Origin of the sequence: Halobacillus dabanensis (assembly GCF_900114165.1) — a bacterium.
GTDB classification, from domain to species: domain Bacteria; phylum Bacillota; class Bacilli; order Bacillales; family Halobacillaceae; genus Halobacillus; species Halobacillus dabanensis.
In genome coordinates, this window is record NZ_FOSB01000010.1 from 13,254 (window position 1) to 33,072 (window position 19,819).

The window sequence follows — 19,819 nt, forward strand, 5'->3', positions numbered from 1 at the left end:
TCATGGATAAACAGTTATATAATGTCGGGAAAATTATCAATACACATGGGATTAAAGGGGAAGTGAAAGTTCACCGGATTACAGACTTTGATGAACGTTTCCAACCTGGACAGCTTTTGTATTGGGTAAATGATAAGGAAGATCCGAAACCTTTGATCATCCGTAGTCACCGGGTTCATAAAGGATTCGATCTCATAAGCTTTGAAGAGCATGATTCGATTAATGATGTGGAGCGATATAAGAATGGAAAACTAATGGTCTCAGAAGAAGCTCAGGAAACGCTGGATGATCATGAATTTTATTTCCATGAAATCATTGGTTGTACGGTATATCTCGAATCTGGGGAAGAGTTAGGCAAAGTAAAGGAAATTCTGACCCCTGGAGCGAATGATGTATGGGTTGTGAAACAAAAAGGTAAGTCAAATCTCCTCATTCCTTATATTGAGCCTGTTGTCAAAAAAGTGGATCCTGCTGAGCAAACGATCATCATCGATCCAATAGAGGGGCTGCTGGACTAATGCATATTGATATTTTGACACTTTTTCCGGAAATGTTTGATGGGGTATTACAAAATTCAATCATGAAACGTGCACAGGAGCAAAATGCATTTTCTTATCAGTACGTGAACTTTCGTGATTATACAATAAACAAACATAATAAAGTCGATGACTATCCATATGGTGGCGGGGCAGGTCTTGTGCTTTCGCCGCAGCCAATATTTGATAGTATTCATGATATTAAAGAAAAAGCGGACAAACCGCCTCGTGTCGTGCTCCTATGTCCGCAGGGGGAACCCTATTCTCAACAAAAAGCAGAAGAATTATCCAAGGAAGATCATCTTGTATTCATTTGCGGCCATTACGAAGGGTATGACGAACGTATTCGTCAGGAGTTGGTGACAGATGAAATTTCTATCGGTGACTATGTGTTGACTGGTGGAGAGCTTGGAGCGATGGTAGTGATAGATTCAGTTGTTCGTTTGCTTCCTGGTGTCCTCGGAAATGCTCAGTCAGCTCCTATGGATTCTTTCTCCAATGGTTTACTGGAGCATCCTCACTATACGAGGCCTGCAGATTTCCGCGGACACCAGGTGCCGGATGTTCTTTTGTCGGGAAACCATGCTAAAATTGAGGAGTGGAGGCATTATCAATCTCTTAAGCGAACCTTTGAAAGAAGGCCGGATCTCTTGAAAGATAGAGAGTTGTCTGCTAAAGAGGAATCTTGGCTGGAAGAGTGGAAAAATAGCTGAGGGTTGTTGATGTTTTTTTGTCATTATGGTATATTTAATCTTGTGCTTAAACGTACGGTTTAAGTGGAAAACGATGTTCCGCTGCCTCTTAGAAGACAAGAGCATTAGTTAAAAAGGAGTGAAAATCATGCAACAATTGATTCATGACATTACAAAAGAACAGCTTCGTTCTGACCATCCAGACTTCCGTCCTGGTGATACTGTCAAGGTACACGTGAAGGTTGTCGAGGGTACACGCGAGCGTATCCAGGTATTCGAAGGTGTTGTCATCAAGCGCCAGAACGGTGGAATCAGCGAAACATTTACTGTTCGTAAGATCTCTTACGGTGTAGGTGTAGAGCGTACATTCCCAGTTCATTCACCACGTATCGCTAAGATCGAACGTTCTCGTCGTGGTAGAGTACGTCGCGCGAAACTTTACTACTTGCGTAACCTACGCGGTAAAGCTGCACGTATTAAAGAAGTTAGGTAATTTCAGTGAAAAGGAGCTTGCTATGTCAAGCTCCTTTTTTCTACTCAATTTAGATAGAGGAATAAAGGATTTTCAGGCAGCAAACCGTTTGTACGAGGGATGGTTAGGCCTTGTACTTGACTCGTCTTGTTCGGTTTTGCCGCTCCAAAACTCCTTTACGCAAGGAAGTGGGGATACGAATGAAACAACAATGGCTCGATTGGATCAAAGCATTTCTCATAGCTGGTGCCTTAGCAGTTATTGTAAGAGTCTTCTTGTTCGCCCCTGTAGTTGTGGAAGGACCTTCGATGTTACCTACGCTTCAGAGTGGCGACCATTTAATCGTGAGTAAACTGAATTATTCTGTTGGTTCGCCTGATCGTTTCGATGTTGTTGTATTTCATGCTACCGAACGGAAAGACTACATAAAAAGAGTGATCGGACTGCCGGGCGATCATATTGCCTATGAAGATGACCAGCTTTATGTGAATGGAGAACCGGTAGACGAACCGTTTCTCGAAGAGCGTAAACAACAGTTGAACAGTGACCAGACACTGACCGACGATTTTAAGATGGAAGAAGATATCCCGGGTGAATTTGAAGAAGTTCCAGAAGGGTATTTATTCGTACTAGGTGACAACCGTAACAACTCTACAGATAGCCGGATGCTAGGCATGATTCCACAAGAACAGATGGTAGGAGAAGCTGTGGTTTCCTATTGGCCATTAGACCGGATACAACTCGTCAACTAGGAGGAAAAGCATGACTATACAATGGTTTCCTGGCCATATGGCCAAAGCGAAAAGAGAGGTCGCAGAGAAGCTTAAACTCGTGGATTTTGTCATCGAGCTAGTCGACGCCCGAGCCCCGCTCTCTTCGCAGAATCCGATGCTCCACGGTATTCTGCAAGAAAAGCCGAAAATGATCGTGTTAATGAAAAAGGATTTGGCAGACCCGGTAATAACAGATCAATGGATTGAACATTTTAAACAACAGGGTATCCTCTCTGTTGCAATCGAGGCGAACCAGAAGCAGGATGTTCAGAAAGTCATTCAAAAAGCGAAGGAATTAGGGAAAGAAAAAATGGAAAAACAAAAAGCGAAGGGCATTCGTCCTCGAGCTTCCAGAGCAATGATTTTAGGAATTCCAAATGTCGGAAAGTCGACACTAATCAACCGTCTCGCTAATAAAAAGATGGCTAAGACAGGGGACAAGCCAGGGGTTACCACCAAGCAGCAATGGATTAAAGTGAAAAAAGAATTTGAACTTCTGGACACACCGGGAATCCTTTGGCCAAAATTCGAAGAAGAAGAAGTAGGCTACCGTCTAGCAGCGATCGGTACAATAAAAGATCAGATTCTACCAAAAGAAGATGTAGCTGCTTATGTACTGAATTATTTATATTCCTACTACCCGTATCTTTTGGATGAAAGATTTGGATTGAGTCGGGTCGATGATATGATGGAGAACTTTGAAGTCATCGGCAGAAAGCGTGGGTGTCTTGAAAGTGGCGGTCAAGTGAATTTTGACAAAGTTGCAGATATCATTTTACAAGATTTGCGATCAGGCAAACTAGGTCTCATCAGCTTTGAACAACCTACCGAATAATTTATTTTTAAGTAGTCTCCCTTATATAAGAACAGACTCTTTAATATGAATATGGCGGCCCTGTTGCTTAACTGTAGATTGTTGCCTCAAAAATGAAAAGAACCAAAAAGGCGCAAAGTGGATTCCTCCTTTGCGCTTTTTTGGTTTTTGGAAAATTTTTACTATGGAAGTGGTCTTTACCTTACCTCGACAAATCAGCTTCCTGTCTCCTTTAACTACATATAGGGAACAGGAAGAGTATTTTACTTTTTACCAGCATGGAAAATAAAAATATTTAAAGGGTTGGCAAACCTTATAACATGGACTATGGGAACCGATAAGAGAAGAAACGGAGTGTAAAGAACTATGGGGCAGTTGACAATTGCTGAAGTGAAAAAAAAATTAAACGATCCTTCCACACTGACGAAGAAAGAACTGCAAGAATATCGGGCTGATAAACGAAAAGGGGTCCAACAACTCATCAGGAGATACGAGGCAGAAATGCAGAAAAAAGCGGAAAGAAAGCAACAATATGAAGAAATGATGAGTTTTGAGCGTGATCAATTTAGAAATGGAAAAACATATATAGCAGGCATAGATGAAGCGGGGCGAGGACCACTGGCAGGTCCGGTCGTAGCTGCAGCTGTTATTTTGCCACAAGATTATTACCTTGAGGGTTTGGATGATTCTAAAAAGCTTTCATTAAATAAACGAGAAAATTATTTTGAGCAAATTAAACGGGATGCTGACTGCGGTGTCGGCATTGTTACAAATGAAGAAATCGACCAGTTAAATATATATCGAGCAACTAGACTTGCAATGAAGAGGGCGGTTGATTCTCTCCATAATAATCCGGAACACCTGTTGATTGATGCAATGGAGCTGGACAAAGTGTCCTGCACACAAACAAGTCTAGTCAAAGGGGATCAAAGAAGTGTATCTATTGCTGCTGCGAGTGTAATCGCTAAAGTGACAAGAGATCGGATGATGGCCAACATTCATGAAAAATACCCTATGTATCACTTCAACAGAAACCAGGGGTATGGAACGAAGGCGCATTTAGATGCACTAGCTTCCTATGGCGTTTCACCTGTTCATCGGTTGACTTTTGCACCAGTAAAAGAGAGAGTGTAGAACAAGAAGGGAGGCAGATAGAATGGACCACCTGATTAATGGGTTAGCTCGTTTAGCTGGGATGAACTCTACGGCGAACAATCTTAAGAAAGGCCATATGTTTCGTGGCAAGGTTATCAGTGTCGATAAAGGCAATGAAGCATTGATTAAATTTGGTCAAGAACAAGTGAAAGTTCATGTAAATCAATCTGTAGCCAAAGGGGCCTCTTATCTTTTTCAGGTGGAGAATATAAAACCGGCCATAGAGCTGAAAGTCGTTCCGCTTCCTGCTTTCCCATTGCAAGGTAAAGATTTATCTGCCATGCTCCAAAAGCTTGGTATAGATTCATCTAGAGAGAATAAGGCTTTTCTTAAGCAGATTCTCGCCCTTGATACACCATTTCAAAAGAAGGAAATGGTGCAGGCTTTCCGTTTTATTGAAAGTTCGGAAAACAAATCGGTTTCACGGGAGATCCTACTATTTATGTTGAAAAGAAGGATGCCTGTAAAACCTTCTATTTATCAGGCTTTGTATACGAAACACTCTACAAGCTTTTCACAAATTTTATCAGAGTTTCAAAGGCAATTGAATCATACTTCCGACCCTGCAAGTTATAGGTTGCTTTCAAAGATACAGCAAATGCAAGGAGAGTCCCCCTCATCTTCCGTCCAGCAGACCACTTTGCGACTCGACCATGAAATAACTACGGGAAATAAGCGGACGTTTGACCTCTTCAAGCAGGCAAACATTATAGATGTAAAAGAAACGTATGCTACCTTTCAAAAAAATTGGAGCACGGGAAATAAAGAAGGAAACCAAACCGCTATGAATAAGGCTTCTTTTCCTGTACCCTTAGAGAAAGTCGCTGCGTTATTGAAAGATTTGTTCCAAAAGCAAATACCTCTTACTGCTACGGACAGGCAATCTGTACAGCAGTGGATCTACACAACTGAAAAAGTGATCAACCATCTCAAATCAAATAATATGGAAGCAGGCATGAGTACTCTTTCTGATCGTTTACGCTCTCAATGGATGGGGCAATTCGACCATCTAGTGTCACGTAAGATTATTGATAAGACCTTTCCTCAGCTGGATGCGGATACAAAAAGAATGATAAGAAATGCTTCGGAAAATCTGCATACCCCTATGAAAAATGATACTATTGCCAATTTATCGAAGGGTGACCTCCAGTCACTGTTACATAATGTTCGAGCGCTTATGCAGCAACAAGTATCGTCAGATCAAATGCGTGCCTTAGTCGAATGGTTAGGCCATACGAGTGATTTGGTGAGCATCCCGGATAAAGACCGCATCCTCCATCAACTCAAAGCGCTGATGGATTTACCAGGATATAGTGATGAGAAGAGGTATTTATCAGCAATTAAAGAGGGGAAACATACGATCGATCAAGAGAATTCCATAAAAACCTTCCTTTTGCAGACACTTTCTGACTCATCGGAAATCCGACCAGAAACAGCAAAACGATTACTTCAATATATCAACGGTATTCAATTAGCTTCTCATTCTGAAGACGCCCAATCGCTACAGCTTTCTATTCAATTGCCAGGGGGAATTATCGGGGCTTTGAGTGATGTGGAAATGAATATGGAAGGTCGTAAGTCCAAGGATGGTGACATTGATCCCGACTTTTGTCATATCTTATTTTATTTGGAACTTTCCCATTTAAAAGAGACAGTGATTGATATGAATATCATAGATCGTCGTGTGTCCGTCCATATTTTCAATGATCATACCCATTTGGAGAAACTTTTCGAACCATACAAGTCCTCATTGGATGAAGGGCTTGATAAAATTGGTTATGAGCTTACTTCCGTCCGGACATCACCTATGAAAAAGAAAAATCAAGAGCATAGTCCGGCAGTAAACGAGAGGGAAGCAACTATTAATGGGGTGGATATCCGTATATGAACGAAAATAGAAGAGAAGCAATCGCATTAAGCTATCAATCTGAAAAATCAGCTCCCGAAGTTGTGGCTAAAGGTAAAGGGTATATTGCTGAAAATATTTTACAAGCAGCAAAGGATCATCGAATCCCTGTCCAAGAAGATGCCTCTTTAGTAGAACTTCTTTCAGAACTGAACATTAATGAACAGATACCGGAGGAACTTTACCACGTGGTAGCAGAAGTTTTTGCTTTTATATATAAAGTAGATCAAACTCAAGAGAAATCCTAATATACCTTCTTTTTAATAAAATCGGATGAATGCCCTTATTGTCGACTTTTCCTGGATCCTATGCTTCCTTACTGGATTATGGCTGAACCAACTGATATCAACCATTCAAAATAAACACTAAACATACCAGGCAGCATCCAGGACGTCCATATTTCGACAACATAGGTGGCCTTCCTGTGTAAGGTGATTACTAACACTCTGTATAGCGCGAAGCAGAGTGTTTTTTCCGTGATGATAAATATCTTAACTTCTATAAGATAAGATATGACTGGAAAACTAGTATAAAAGTCCGTTTACATAATAATATACCTGTGAATCTATTGAATTTTTCGACAGATATCTAGCTTAGTATGGACAATTGATAGCGTTTTTTTATACAATGTACTTGCAGTGAAAATTGATGGGAGGATGAAACATGAACATTCACGAGTATCAAGGAAAAGAAATCATGCGTGATTTTGGCGTATCTGTGCCAAATGGACACGTGGCATATACCGTAGATGAAGCTGTAGAAGCAGCCAAGAAATTAGGTAGCGATGTCACAGTCGTCAAAGCTCAGATCCATGCAGGCGGACGTGGGAAAGCCGGTGGAGTCAAGATCGCTAAAAATCTTGATGAGGTGCGTACATACGCTGACGAAATACTAGGGAAAACACTTGTAACCCATCAGACTGGACCAGAAGGCAAAGAAGTAAAGCGCTTACTTATTGAAGAAGGTTGCGATATTAAGAGCGAATATTATGTTGGTCTTGTTCTGGACCGTGCGACAAGCCGTGTGACTATGATGGCGTCAGAAGAAGGCGGTACAGAAATCGAGGAAGTAGCGGAGAAGACTCCGGAGAAAATTTTCAAAGAAGTCATTGACCCAGTAACGGGTCTAACACCATTCCAGGCACGTCGACTTGCTTTTAACATCAATATTCCTAAAGAATCACTAGGAAAAGCAGTTAAATTCATGCTTGGGTTATACGAAGTATTTGTCCAAAAGGATTGTTCCGTAGCGGAAATCAACCCATTAGTAACGACTGGGGATGGTGGCGTGCTTGCACTTGATTCGAAGCTGAACTTCGATGACAACGCATTGTTCCGTCAAAAGGATATTGCCGAGCTTCGCGACCTTGAAGAAGAAGATCCGAAAGAAGTAGAAGCTTCTAAGTATGACCTAAGCTATATTGCACTGGATGGAAACATTGGATGTATGGTAAACGGTGCTGGACTAGCTATGGCAACAATGGATACGATCAAGCACTATAGCGGGGATCCTGCTAACTTCCTTGATGTTGGTGGCGGTGCTACTACTGAAAAAGTAACAGAAGCATTCAAAATCATCCTTTCTGATGAAAATGTCAAAGGGATTTTCGTGAACATTTTCGGCGGCATCATGAAGTGTGATGTGATCGCAGAAGGTGTCGTAGAAGCGACAAAACAAATCGGTTTGACACTACCGTTAGTGGTCCGTTTAGAAGGTACGAACGTGGATGCTGGTAAGAAAATACTCGATGAATCCGGTTTGAACATTACATCTGCTGATTCGATGGCAGAAGGCGCACAAAAAATCGTTGAACTAGTCAAGTAGGAAAGGCGGGGAAATCAGATGAGTGTATATATTGATAAGAACACAAAAGTCATTGTTCAAGGGATTACAGGATCAACGGCATTATTCCACACGAAGCAAATGGTTGAATACGGTACTCAAATCGTAGGTGGTGTCACTCCAGGTAAAGGCGGTACAGAAGTGGAAGGCATTCCAGTTTTCGACACCGTTTCAGAGGCTGTTGAAAAGACCGGGGAAAATGCCTCTGTCATTTATGTACCTGCTCCATTTGCAGCAGACGCAATCATGGAGGCTACAGATGCTGAAATGGATCTTGCTATTTGTATTACAGAGCATATTCCAGTCTTTGACATGGTCAAGGTAAAACGATACATGGAAGGTAAGAGAACGCGTCTTGTGGGACCAAACTGCCCAGGAGTCATCACTCCGGATGAGTGTAAGATCGGCATTATGCCTGGATACATTCATAAGAAAGGCCATGTAGGAGTCGTTTCTCGTTCTGGTACTTTGACATACGAAGCGGTCCATCAGCTTTCTGAAGCAGGAATTGGTCAATCTACAGCTGTTGGAATCGGGGGAGATCCTGTCAATGGAACCGATTTCATAGATGTGCTGAAAGACTTCAATGATGACCCGGATACGGAAGCGGTCATTATGATTGGTGAGATTGGCGGTACAGCTGAAGAAGAAGCTGCTGAATGGGTGAAAGCGAACATGAATAAACCTGTTGTCGGCTTCATCGGAGGTCGTACAGCGCCGCCAGGAAAACGTATGGGTCACGCTGGTGCTATCATTTCTGGTGGTAAAGGGACAGCGGATGAAAAGATTCGTATCATGAACGAATGTGGGATTCAAGTAGCAGAAACCCCATCTGTTATGGGTGAAACGCTTATTCAGGTTTTGAAAGACGAAAACCTTTTTGAAAAGTGCAAAACACACTAATCAGGAAATGAAACAGAGACCGTATCGCTTAGGTACGGTCTCTGAATTATGGAAAAGAGGTGCATGATGGAAAACCGAAGAAAACGACTTTTACTTCTCTATGATTCCCCTCATATGACGAGACCCCTCCTTAAGAGGATTCTAAAGATTGATCCCTCTTTGCTTTTTCCCTTTTCTATTTCTACCGATGAACTATCCCGACAATTAGCGATTCCTTACCAACGAGCGAAGTCCATTCTTGGTCATATAAAAGACCATAATATAATGAAGAAACTCGACAAGTTTGAAAGTGATTTTTCCATTTTTACATGGTTTGATGAAGATTTTCCTATGAATTTACGGTCCATCCCTGATCCACCGCTTGTACTCTATATCCAGGGAGACAGCACCATTTTACAGTCACCGCTTTCTATTAGCGTAGTGGGGACACGAAACCCTTCTTCCTATGCATTTCCATCTATGAGAAACGTCTTGATTCCTCTCATTAGAAGTGGCTTTACTATTGTTAGTGGGATGGCGATAGGGATTGACCAGTATGCGCATAGATTAGCGACAGAGCAGCAAGGAAAAACCATAGCTGTCCTGGGTTCAGGATTTTATCATATATATCCGAGAAATGATCTGGGATTATACAAACAGATGATAAGGGAACATTTGGTCATCAGTGAATACCCGCCAGACCGTCCTGCAAAAAAATATCATTTTCCTGAACGGAACCGAATTATCTCCGGATTGACCCCCTCAACATTTGTCATTGAAGCACGGTTGAAGAGTGGGACGTTGATAACTGTAGACCAGGCATTAGAACAGGGGAGAGATGTTTATGCTCTCCCAGGACCAGCAGGAAGCATGACAAGTGAAGGATGTCATAAAATGATTAATGAGGGCGCAAAACTTGTCCATACGTACCATGATATTGTGGAAGATTGGATAAAATAATTTGAATAATTCTTCACAATGGTGTTAAAGTCAAGAGTAATATGAAACCTATTTTGAGACTTTTTAGAAAAAAGTATGTTTGACAAACGGTTTCATTATATTTAATAATAGGGAAGATTTATTTTATGAAAATATAGAGAAATGAAAACACCTCTATGGGAGGAACCTATATGGCAGATTATCTTGTAATAGTGGAATCACCTGCAAAAGCTAAAACCATTGAACGATACTTAGGAAAGAAATATAAAGTGAAAGCTTCTTTAGGACATGTCCGGGACTTGCCGAAAAGTCAAATGGGCGTGGACGTAGAGAATGAATTCAATCCAAAATATATTACCATTCGCGGGAAAGGTCCCGTTTTAAAGGATTTAAAAACGGCAGCTAAAAAGGCCAAAAAAGTCTATCTTGCAGCCGACCCCGACCGTGAAGGGGAAGCGATCGCCTGGCATTTAGCTTACAGCCTTGATATTGATGATCAGTCTGAATGTCGGGTTGTTTTCAACGAAATAACAAAAGAAGCAATTAAAGATTCTTTCAAAAATCCTCGTAGTATCAACTCGGACCTTGTCGATGCACAGCAAGCACGCCGAGTATTGGACCGTCTTGTTGGGTATAACATCAGTCCGATTCTTTGGAAAAAGGTTAAAAAAGGACTGAGTGCAGGTCGTGTGCAATCCGTAGCAGTTAAAATAATCATCGACCGAGAGAATGAAATCAAAAATTTCGAACCAGAAGAATACTGGACGATTGAAGCTGATTTCTTAAAAGATAAAGAGAATTTTGAAGGTTCTTTTTATGGAGTGGACGGCAAGAAGCAAGAATTAAAAAAGCAAGAAGATGTAGAAAAGATTCAAAACCAGATGAAAGGGGACGACTTTTCCGTTGAGAAGGTAAACAAAAGAGAACGGAAAAGAAATCCTTCCCTTCCATTTACAACATCTTCCTTACAACAGGAAGCGGCACGTAAATTGAACTTCCGTGCTAAGAAAACAATGATGATTGCACAGCAATTATACGAAGGGATCGACCTTGGTGGAAAGCAGGGAACAACCGGTCTAATTACGTATATGCGTACAGACTCAACGAGGTTGTCTAATTCTGCTAAAGCTGATGCTAAACAGTATGTGGAAGAAAACTTCGGTAAAGAGTATCTGGGATATAGTAAATCACCTAAAAAACAAGAAGGAGCTCAGGACGCTCACGAAGCTATCCGTCCAACAGGTGCGGATCGGGATCCGAAAGCAATGAAAAGTATTTTATCCCGTGACCAATATCGCCTTTATAAATTGATTTGGGACCGTTTTATTGCCAGTCAAATGGCTCCGGCGATTCTCGATACAATGACTGTTCACCTGTATAATGAAGGTGTGGAATTCAGAGCAACTGGATCGGAAGTTAAATTCAAAGGGTTTATGAAGGTTTATGTGGAAGGACGAGATGATAACAAAAAAGAAAAAGACAAACTGCTCCCTCACTTAGAAGAAGGGATGACGGTAAAAGCCCAGGAAATCAAACCAAACCAGCACTTCACACAGCCACCTCCACGCTATACGGAAGCCCGTTTAGTAAAAACTCTGGAAGAACTGGGCATAGGTCGCCCGTCTACTTATGCGCCTACATTGGATACGATTCAACGGCGAGGGTATGTAGCCCTCGACAATAAACGTTTCGTACCGACGGAACTCGGGGAGATTGTTCTGGAGGCACTGAAAGAATATTTTCCTGAAATCATTGATGCAGACTTCACTAAAGGAATGGAAGATGACCTTGACGCCATTGAAGATGGGAAAGAAGATTGGGTAAATATCATCAATCAATTTTATCAGGGATTCCAGCCCCGTTTGGAAAAAGCGGAAAAAGAGATGGAAGAAGTGGAAATCAAAGATGAGCCAGCGGGTATCGATTGTGAAAAATGTGGACACGAATTGGTCTACAAAATGGGCCGTTATGGTAAATTTTTAGCATGTTCCAACTTTCCAGATTGTCGGAATACAAAACCGATCCTCAAAAAAATCGGAGTTACTTGTCCGAAGTGTAAAGATGGAGAAGTGGTAGAACGTAAAAGTAAAAAGAATCGGAAATTTTTCGGATGTGAAAACTATCCTGAGTGTGACTTTATTTCATGGGATAAACCAATCAGTAGACCTTGCCCGAAATGTGAGTCTCTGCTTATTGAAAAGAAATCGAAAAAAGGCACACAAATACAATGTACGAACTGTGACTACAAAGAAGAGCCACAATCATAATCTTGTTATAATTCAAAGAGCCTATGACTATCCTTATAGTTGTAGGCTCTTCTATTTAAAGAAGATTGAGAAAATCCCGAGTATTAAATCAGGATTTTCGCGCAGATTTAGGGGCGGTCGGGAACAAGTCGCTTCCGCGGGAGCGCGGTGAGCCTTCTCGGATTCCTCCTAACCACCATTACCTGATACCAAAGTCTCGAAGTTTAGTGTCTATGGTTAGAGAGGTTATTTATGGGGAATTGGTGTTTTGATTGACACTACTTCTTATGGACGCTATAATTACGCTTTGGTAAGTCTACATACTTGACACCAACTAGTGCTTAAAACCTTTATCTGTGGCTAAAGTAGCAAAAATGGTTTATTATTTGTTTATAGTTGGAAACAATTCAGAATTTTGTTACATTTTTATTAAATCCATTGTTACGCGTTTACATGTTGTGATAAAATTTAGACGCCTTTGTGAGGTGATAGATACGACATGCAATCTTATAAAGAATCATTCATCGAGTATTTGCAGATTGAAAAGAATGCTTCCCCTTTAACTGTGAAGCACTATTCTAGAGATCTTGATGAATTTATTGCTTTTCTCTCCGGAGAAGGAGTGACGATTGAAAGCTGCGAATATTCCGTTGTCCGTGTCTTTTTGTCGAAACAGCATGAGGCCAATTATTCCAGAAGAACGGTATCAAGAAAGATCTCAAGCCTTAGAAGCTTTTTCCGTTTTTTAGAGCGGGAAGATGTTATGAAACATAATCCGTTTGTCAATGTGACATTACCGAAAGAAGATTCTCCCATACCTGACTTTTTTTATGAAGAAGAGATGGAGAAACTTTTTACAGTCAGTGATTTAAATACGACACTTGGTCAAAGAAACCAGGCATTAATTGAACTTCTATATGGTACGGGAGTACGTGTGAGTGAATGTGTGAAGATGGAAGTCGGTGATATAGACTTCGGGTTGAATACAGTTCTAGTCCACGGAAAAGGCCGAAAAGACAGGTATGTCCCAATGGGGCAGTTTGCTTCTAACGCACTAACCGCGTATATTAACCAGGGCAGGATGGAGCTTGCCTCTAAAAAAACAGAAACGAGTCAACAGTTGTTCTTAAATGCTAAGGGAGGGCCATTGACTGCGGATGGAATCCGTCTCATTTTAAAGAAGTTGGTGGAAAAAGCATCGTTGACCATTGATATCCACCCTCATAAATTAAGGCATTCTTTTGCCACACACCTTTTAAATGAAGGGGCCGATTTACGAGCGGTGCAGGAATTATTGGGTCATGAACACCTTTCTTCCACGCAAATATACACACACGTAACGAAGGATCGACTGAGGAATGTTTATATGAATAGCCATCCGAGAGCGAATAAGAGGTGAAAGTAATGGATCAACAATTTCATGCGACAACAATTTTTGCTGTGCAGCATAACGGTGAATGTGCGATGAGTGGAGACGGACAAGTGACATTAGGAAATCAGGTGGTCATGAAGCACAAAGCAAGAAAGGTGCGGAGACTTTTTAATGACGAGGTGCTGGCCGGTTTTGCAGGATCTGTGGCAGATGCCTTCACCCTTTTTGAGAAGTTCGAAGGGAAGTTGGAAAGTTACGATGGAAATCTAGCCAGAGCGTCCGTTGAACTTGCGAAAGAATGGCGAAGTGATCGTGTTTTAAGAAAACTTGAAGCTATGCTGATTGTGATGGATAAAGAAAACATGTTTCTAGTGTCCGGTACTGGGGAAGTAATAGAACCGGACGATGGCATACTTGCTATCGGATCAGGAGGCAATTTTGCTTTGAGTGCTGGAAGGGCTCTCAAAAGATATTCTCCAGAACAATCGGCATCTCAAATAGCAAAAGCTGCTCTTGAAATAGCCGGGGAAATTTGTGTGTTTACTAACGACCAAATCATATTGGAAGTTCTCGATTAAGGGGGACCATTGATGTCATTGAATTTAACACCTAAACAAATTGTAGAAAAACTTGATCAGTATATTATAGGCCAGGACAGTGCCAAACGGTCCGTTGCTATCGCTCTCCGTAATCGTTATCGAAGGATGCAGCTGACAGATCATTTGAAAGATGAAATTGTACCGAAAAATATTTTAATGATGGGGCCCACTGGGGTTGGAAAAACAGAAATCGCTCGCAGGTTAGCTAAGCTGGTGGGAGCTCCTTTTGTTAAAGTAGAGGCTACAAAGTTCACAGAAGTCGGATATGTCGGCCGTGACGTAGAGTCAATGGTCCGTGACCTTGTGGAAATGTCTGTGCGGATGGTGAAAGAAGAAAAAATGGAAGCCGTTAAAGACCGCGCAGAAGAACAAGCGAATAAACGCCTCGTTAAATTGTTGGTACCTTCTAAGAAAAAGCAATCCAATAACTTTAAGAACCCTTTTGAAATGATATTCAATCAAAGTAATCAGCAAGAAAATGATACGGATGAGCAGGCGGAAGAAACGGAAATCGAAACTAAAAGAAGCCGAATCCGGCATCAATTGGATCTCGGTGAATTGGAAGATCGTATGGTGACCATCGATGTCGAAGAATCACAGTCTTCCATGTTTGATATGCTACAAGGTTCAGGTATGGAACAAATGGGAATGAACATGCAGGACGCGTTCAGTCAATTTATGCCAAAAAAGAAGAAGAAAAGAAAGCTCCCAGTTTCTGAAGCAAGAAAGGTTTTAACACAAGAAGAAGCAGGGAAACTTGTTGATATGGATGAAGTTGGGCAAGAGGCGGTCGCCAAAGTAGAGCAAGCGGGGATGATCTTTATCGATGAAATTGATAAAGTAGCCGCTAAAGGGGATAATCAGGCGAACGTATCCCGTGAAGGTGTCCAACGAGATATCCTTCCGATCGTTGAAGGTTCAACGGTAGTCACTAAATACGGTCCCGTTGCTACGGATCATATTTTGTTTTTGGCTGCTGGCGCTTTCCATATGGCAAAACCATCGGATTTAATCCCTGAATTGCAAGGGAGATTCCCGATTCGTGTCGAGTTGAATAAATTGAGTGTAGCGGACTTCAAGAGCATTTTGACGGAACCTTCGAATGCCCTTTTGAAACAATATAAGGCTTTACTTGAAATTGAAGGTATAAAGGTTGAATTTTCTGACGATGCTATTACTAGACTCGCAGAAATAGCCCATGAAGTGAACCAGGAAACAGATAACATCGGTGCGCGTAGATTGCATACAATTTTAGAAAAGTTATTGGAGGATTTGTCCTTCGAAGCACCTGACGTGATGATGGAAACCATTGAAATCACTCCACAATATGTAGACAGCAAACTATCATCTATTGTAAAGAACAAAGATTTGAGCCGATTCATCTTATAGGATGATCATCAAGGAGGAAATGAACATGAAATTATTAGACCGTGCACGCAAAATCAATGCGATGCTGCAAAAGACAACAGGAAAATCTGTGGATTTCAACGACATGTCCGCAACACTTAGAGACGTAATCGAGGCGAACACTTTCGTATTGAGTCGTCGTGGAAAGCTGCTGGGCTTTGCTATCAATCAAGAAATCGAGAACGAACGAATGAAGGCGATGTTATCAGAACGACAGTTTCCACAAGAATATACGGAGAACTTGTTCAAAATCGAAGAAACAACTGCAGATATCGATATCGACAGTGAATATACTGCTTTTCCAGTCGAGAACCGTGAACTCTTTGAAAATGGTTTAACGACAATCGTCCCGATCATCGGTGGCGGCCAGCGTCTCGGAACACTTATTCTCAGTCGCTTGAATAGCAACTTCAATGAGGATGACCTGCTTTTAGCTGAGTATGGAGCGACAGTTGTCGGAATGGAAATCCTTCATGAAAAGACAGAAGAAATTGAACAAGAGGCTAGAAGTAAAGCTGTCGTGCAGATGGCAATCAGCTCTCTGTCCTACAGTGAATTGGAAGCCATTGAACATATTTTCGAAGAGCTGGAAGGTAATGAAGGGTTACTAGTTGCAAGTAAAATTGCAGATCGTGTAGGTATCACTAGGTCTGTAATCGTAAATGCTCTAAGGAAATTGGAGAGTGCAGGGGTCATCGAATCTCGTTCTCTAGGTATGAAAGGTACGTATATTAAAGTGTTGAACAATAATTTCCTTCTGGAATTGCAAAAGCTTCGCGCAAATTAATAGCAGCAATTGCTAAAGGATAAGCAAAACGTATAGGGGAGAGGGCATCCCGCTCCCTTCTTTTAACCAATGGATAATAGGAGTATCTGGACGTCAGATCCGGAGGACGTTGGGCAATCGACAAATCAACTATAATAATGAAGAATCCATTATTATCTGGGTCAAACAAATTAAAAACACACCACTCGTTTGAGTGGTGTGTTTTTGTATGGAAATTCTTTAAGCTTGCCCTATGGTTTGTTTCCTTTTGTTCTATGAATTTATGATGATTCCATTGTAGTCGATTTTACCTATCTTTAATAGTGTTTTCAAATTCGTCAATATTCTTACACTATTCGACAAAAAGTTATGTAATAATGTTCATTATGATAAATGTTTCGACAAGTGGGAACAAAATCCAATAAATAAGGATGATTTACCTAATCCTTTTGGAGTGTTTGTAATACCTTTGTAAAAAAACACCCACTTTGTATAGACATTAGGGCATAAATTTTTTTACAATTGTTTTTGTGAGTTTAGAAATTTGTCGAATAGAGGTGAGAGTGATGACTCTTTTTAGTAACACATTTACCACATTAGAGAATGCTTTAAACTATTCTTCTGCAAAAAATCGAGCGATCTCCAATAATATCGCCAATGTAGATACACCTGGTTATAAGGCGAAAAAAGTTGCCTTCAAAGACGTATTAGATCAAGAGAACTCTTTTCTTAAAGCGAAAAAAACAAACGCTCGTCATATGCCTTTTGAAGGTCATTCAACGAATCCTTATGAGACCTTCACGAGAACGAATACTACATATAACCATAACGGAAACAATGTGGATATCGATAAAGAAATGAATGAACTAGCTCAAAACCAAATTCAGTATCAAGCGTTAGTTGATCGTATGAGCGGTAAATTTCGGAGTTTGGAATCAGTGATCAGAGGAGGGAATTAATGAATGAGTATATTCCACTCAATGAATACAAGTGCAAGTGCACTTACAGCTCAGCGTTTACGAATGGACGTAGCTTCCTCGAATATGGCTAATGCGAACACTACCAGAGCCACTTTGAACGAAAACGGTGAATGGGATCCTTATCGGCGTAAAATGGTGGTGTTTCAAGAAGCGAGTAACGATTTTGGGAGTTTTTTACATAAAGCCGCAAATAAGTCTCCACAAACAGGTGGAGTTAGAGCTTCTGAGATCGTTGAGGATGAAGAACCATTTAAGCTTGTGTACAATCCTAACCATCCTGACTCAAATCAAGAAGGGTTTGTAGAAGTTCCGAACGTCGATCCACTTAAGGAGATGGTTGATATGATGAGTGCTACTCGTTCTTATGAAGCGAATGTTACCTCTGTCAACGCATCTAAGAGTATGTTGATGAAAGCTTTAGAAATTGGTAGATAAATAAAGGTAGGGTGAATAAGTGTGACCAATCTAAATACAATTGAAACAATCCCCGTATCCCGCCCCTCTGCATCTCAGTGGAAGCAAAAGGTATCACCTGGTGAAGCACATGCTAGTTTTGCTAATCAATTAAAGAACGCTATCGATGGGGTCAATCGATCACAAATAGAGTCTGACCAAAAGACGAAAGCTCTAGCCCGTGGCGAAATCAATGATTTGCATGATGTCATGATTACTTCCCAAAAAGCTAGCATTACGATGAAAACGGCGGTGGAAATGCAAAGTAAAGTCGTGGAAGCTTATAAAGAAGTCATGCGCATGCAAGTTTGATATATCTAAAGTTAATTCGCACTAAACCATTCGCATAGGTCGTGCTTTTTTTGGGGGCAACTATGAAAGAAAAAATGAAAATTTATAAAGAAAGAATGCTTTCCTTTTGGAGAAATAGGAAAAAATCACAAAAAGTCTTGATTATAGGTTCGGTGATCGCGGTCTTGCTTGTCGTTGTTATCACAAGTGTTATGGCTTCGGCTTCAAAAATGGTTCCGTTATACAGAGATATGACCTTACAAGAAATCGGTCAGGTGAAAACAGAACTGGAAGCAAGAGGAGTTGCTTATGAACTTGACCAAGGCGGTTCCACTATCCTTGTTCCTGATACAGAAGCGGAAGGTCTTCTCGTAGATCTTGCAGCTGCAGGGCTTCCCAGCAGCGGTTCTATTGATTATGGGTTCTTCAGTGGTAACACGTCGTGGGGGATGACGGATAATGAATTTGATGTGATCAAGCTTGATGCAATGCAGACAGAACTCGCTAATTTAATGAAAGGAATTGGTGGTGTACAGGATGCGCAAGTAATGATCAATATGCCGGAAGAGCAGGTCTTCGTTAGTGAGTCTGTACAAAATGCCTCAGCATCGATCGTGTTAAATCTCCAGCCAGGCTACCAAATCGAAAATACACAGGTGGAGTCTCTTTATAACTTAGTGTCAAAATCAGTTCCAAATCTTTCTAAAGATAATATCGTCATCATGGATCAAAATTTCAACTATTTTGACATCGAAAGTTCCCAAACTGCTGGGTCCAGTAATGCTTATACATATCAACAGGATGTGAAAAAAGACATCGAGAGGGATATAAAGCAACGATTGCAACGGATGCTCGGAATGATGATCGGTCAACAAAAAGTTATCGCAACCGTAACCGCAGATATCGACTTCACAAAAGAAAACCGTGTAGAAGAACTAGTAGAACCGGTAGATCCGGAGACGATGGAAGGGCTTCCTGTAAGTGTAGAGAGAATAGAAGAAGCATATGAAGGCGGTATCCCTGAAGGCGGCGTCCCTGGTGAAGGTGGAGAGGATATTCCGGGTTATCAAGCTGGTGCAGAAGGTTCTGGCGGGGATTATGAAATGAACCGGGAAACAATCAATAATGAGTTCAATAGAATCAAGAGAAATATCGAAGAAAGTCCTTACAAGGTGAGGGATTTAGGTATTCAGGTCGCCATTGATAATACGAAGGGTACTGGAGCAGACGGCGAAATGGAATACCTTAGTGCTGCAGAAGAGCAAACCGTCCAAGAAAGTGTTCAGTCGATTGTCGATTCTATGATTTCGACAACAATCAATGGAGATTATGGAGAAATTGATACGAACGAAAAAACCTCGATTGTCTTCCAGGAATTCAATGGAGAGGCAGAAGTCCCTGATCCGAACCAAGGAATCCCTTTATGGGTGTATATTTTAGGAGGAGTCCTTGGGTTTATAATCCTCGTGCTTATCTGGCTATTGAGCCGTAAGAAAGATACGGATGAAAAAGAATACTTGATATATGAAGAGGAACGGAACGAACCGCAACCGCAAGCGAAAGAAGTGCCTGGAATTGAAGAAAGAGATGATGAGTCTACTCAAAAGCGGAAGCAACTAGAAAAGATGGCTAAAGAAAAGCCGGAAGATTTTGCGAAATTATTGCGATCATGGATTGCAGAAGATTAAGGAGGT

20 protein-coding genes are annotated in these 19,819 nt (G+C 41.1%); all 20 read left to right on the plus strand.

Going from position 1 to position 19,819, the window contains the following annotated elements; translation table 11 throughout:
- Nucleotides 1-2 precede the first annotated feature (2 nt).
- The 20 genes from rimM to fliF all read left to right on the plus strand — a co-directional run bounded on the left by rimM (nucleotide 3) and on the right by fliF (nucleotide 19,813).
- Nucleotides 3-518: a ribosome maturation factor RimM gene (rimM, locus tag BMZ58_RS15735; protein ID WP_075037519.1), complete on the plus strand. Its 516-nt coding sequence runs from the start codon at nucleotides 3-5 to the stop codon at nucleotides 516-518.
- Entirely contained in the window at nucleotides 518-1,249 is a 732-nt protein-coding gene (trmD, locus tag BMZ58_RS15740; RefSeq protein WP_075037520.1) for a tRNA (guanosine(37)-N1)-methyltransferase TrmD, read from the plus strand. The genes rimM and trmD overlap by 1 nt, the downstream gene beginning before the upstream one ends.
- Nucleotides 1,250-1,376: 127 nt before the next feature.
- On the plus strand, nucleotides 1,377-1,721 hold the full coding sequence (gene rplS / locus BMZ58_RS15745) for a 50S ribosomal protein L19 (protein ID WP_075037521.1): 345 nt from the start codon (nucleotides 1,377-1,379) through the stop codon (nucleotides 1,719-1,721).
- Between the two features lie 179 nt (nucleotides 1,722-1,900).
- A complete protein-coding gene (gene lepB / locus BMZ58_RS15750; protein ID WP_075037522.1) occupies nucleotides 1,901-2,452 on the plus strand; it encodes a signal peptidase I in 552 nt (183 codons plus the stop codon).
- A gap of 10 nt (nucleotides 2,453-2,462) precedes the next feature.
- Nucleotides 2,463-3,308, plus strand: a complete 846-nt coding sequence (gene ylqF, locus BMZ58_RS15755) for a ribosome biogenesis GTPase YlqF (RefSeq protein ID WP_075037523.1) — start codon at nucleotides 2,463-2,465, stop codon at nucleotides 3,306-3,308.
- A gap of 345 nt (nucleotides 3,309-3,653) precedes the next feature.
- Nucleotides 3,654-4,421 carry a ribonuclease HII gene (locus BMZ58_RS15760; protein WP_075037524.1) on the plus strand — a complete coding sequence of 256 codons (768 nt, stop codon included), beginning with the start codon at nucleotides 3,654-3,656 and terminating at the stop codon, nucleotides 4,419-4,421.
- Between the two features lie 22 nt (nucleotides 4,422-4,443).
- On the plus strand, nucleotides 4,444-6,330 hold the full coding sequence (locus BMZ58_RS15765) for a hypothetical protein (protein WP_075037525.1): 1,887 nt from the start codon (nucleotides 4,444-4,446) through the stop codon (nucleotides 6,328-6,330).
- Nucleotides 6,327-6,596, plus strand: a complete 270-nt coding sequence (locus BMZ58_RS15770; protein WP_075037526.1) for an EscU/YscU/HrcU family type III secretion system export apparatus switch protein — start codon at nucleotides 6,327-6,329, stop codon at nucleotides 6,594-6,596. The genes BMZ58_RS15765 and BMZ58_RS15770 overlap by 4 nt, the downstream gene beginning before the upstream one ends.
- 415 nt (nucleotides 6,597-7,011) lie before the next feature.
- A complete protein-coding gene (gene sucC / locus BMZ58_RS15775; protein ID WP_075037527.1) occupies nucleotides 7,012-8,172 on the plus strand; it encodes an ADP-forming succinate--CoA ligase subunit beta in 1,161 nt (386 codons plus the stop codon).
- Between the two features lie 18 nt (nucleotides 8,173-8,190).
- Entirely contained in the window at nucleotides 8,191-9,093 is a 903-nt protein-coding gene (gene sucD, locus BMZ58_RS15780; RefSeq protein ID WP_075037528.1) for a succinate--CoA ligase subunit alpha, read from the plus strand.
- A 66-nt stretch (nucleotides 9,094-9,159) separates the two neighbouring features.
- Entirely contained in the window at nucleotides 9,160-10,032 is an 873-nt protein-coding gene (gene dprA / locus BMZ58_RS15785) for a DNA-processing protein DprA (RefSeq protein WP_075037529.1), read from the plus strand.
- A 170-nt stretch (nucleotides 10,033-10,202) separates the two neighbouring features.
- Nucleotides 10,203-12,278, plus strand: a complete 2,076-nt coding sequence (gene topA, locus BMZ58_RS15790; RefSeq protein WP_075037530.1) for a type I DNA topoisomerase — start codon at nucleotides 10,203-10,205, stop codon at nucleotides 12,276-12,278.
- A 478-nt stretch (nucleotides 12,279-12,756) separates the two neighbouring features.
- Complete coding sequence (gene xerC, locus BMZ58_RS15795) at nucleotides 12,757-13,656, plus strand: tyrosine recombinase XerC (protein WP_075037531.1); 900 nt, start codon at nucleotides 12,757-12,759, stop codon at nucleotides 13,654-13,656.
- 5 nt (nucleotides 13,657-13,661) lie between these two features.
- The gene (gene hslV / locus BMZ58_RS15800; RefSeq protein ID WP_075037532.1) at nucleotides 13,662-14,207 is read left to right on the plus strand and encodes an ATP-dependent protease subunit HslV; all 546 of its coding nucleotides are present in this window, start codon (nucleotides 13,662-13,664) and stop codon (nucleotides 14,205-14,207) included.
- 12 nt (nucleotides 14,208-14,219) lie between these two features.
- On the plus strand, nucleotides 14,220-15,617 hold the full coding sequence (gene hslU / locus BMZ58_RS15805; protein WP_075037533.1) for an HslU--HslV peptidase ATPase subunit: 1,398 nt from the start codon (nucleotides 14,220-14,222) through the stop codon (nucleotides 15,615-15,617).
- A gap of 25 nt (nucleotides 15,618-15,642) precedes the next feature.
- Complete coding sequence (gene codY / locus BMZ58_RS15810; protein ID WP_075037534.1) at nucleotides 15,643-16,422, plus strand: GTP-sensing pleiotropic transcriptional regulator CodY; 780 nt, start codon at nucleotides 15,643-15,645, stop codon at nucleotides 16,420-16,422.
- Between the two features lie 545 nt (nucleotides 16,423-16,967).
- The gene (gene flgB, locus BMZ58_RS15815) at nucleotides 16,968-17,360 is read left to right on the plus strand and encodes a flagellar basal body rod protein FlgB (RefSeq protein WP_075037535.1); all 393 of its coding nucleotides are present in this window, start codon (nucleotides 16,968-16,970) and stop codon (nucleotides 17,358-17,360) included.
- 3 nt (nucleotides 17,361-17,363) lie between these two features.
- On the plus strand, nucleotides 17,364-17,816 hold the full coding sequence (flgC, locus tag BMZ58_RS15820) for a flagellar basal body rod protein FlgC (RefSeq protein ID WP_075037536.1): 453 nt from the start codon (nucleotides 17,364-17,366) through the stop codon (nucleotides 17,814-17,816).
- A gap of 21 nt (nucleotides 17,817-17,837) precedes the next feature.
- Nucleotides 17,838-18,146, plus strand: a complete 309-nt coding sequence (fliE, locus tag BMZ58_RS15825; protein WP_139207359.1) for a flagellar hook-basal body complex protein FliE — start codon at nucleotides 17,838-17,840, stop codon at nucleotides 18,144-18,146.
- Nucleotides 18,147-18,208: 62 nt separating this feature from the next.
- The gene (gene fliF, locus BMZ58_RS15830) at nucleotides 18,209-19,813 is read left to right on the plus strand and encodes a flagellar basal-body MS-ring/collar protein FliF (RefSeq protein WP_075037538.1); all 1,605 of its coding nucleotides are present in this window, start codon (nucleotides 18,209-18,211) and stop codon (nucleotides 19,811-19,813) included.
- Nucleotides 19,814-19,819 lie beyond the last annotated feature (6 nt).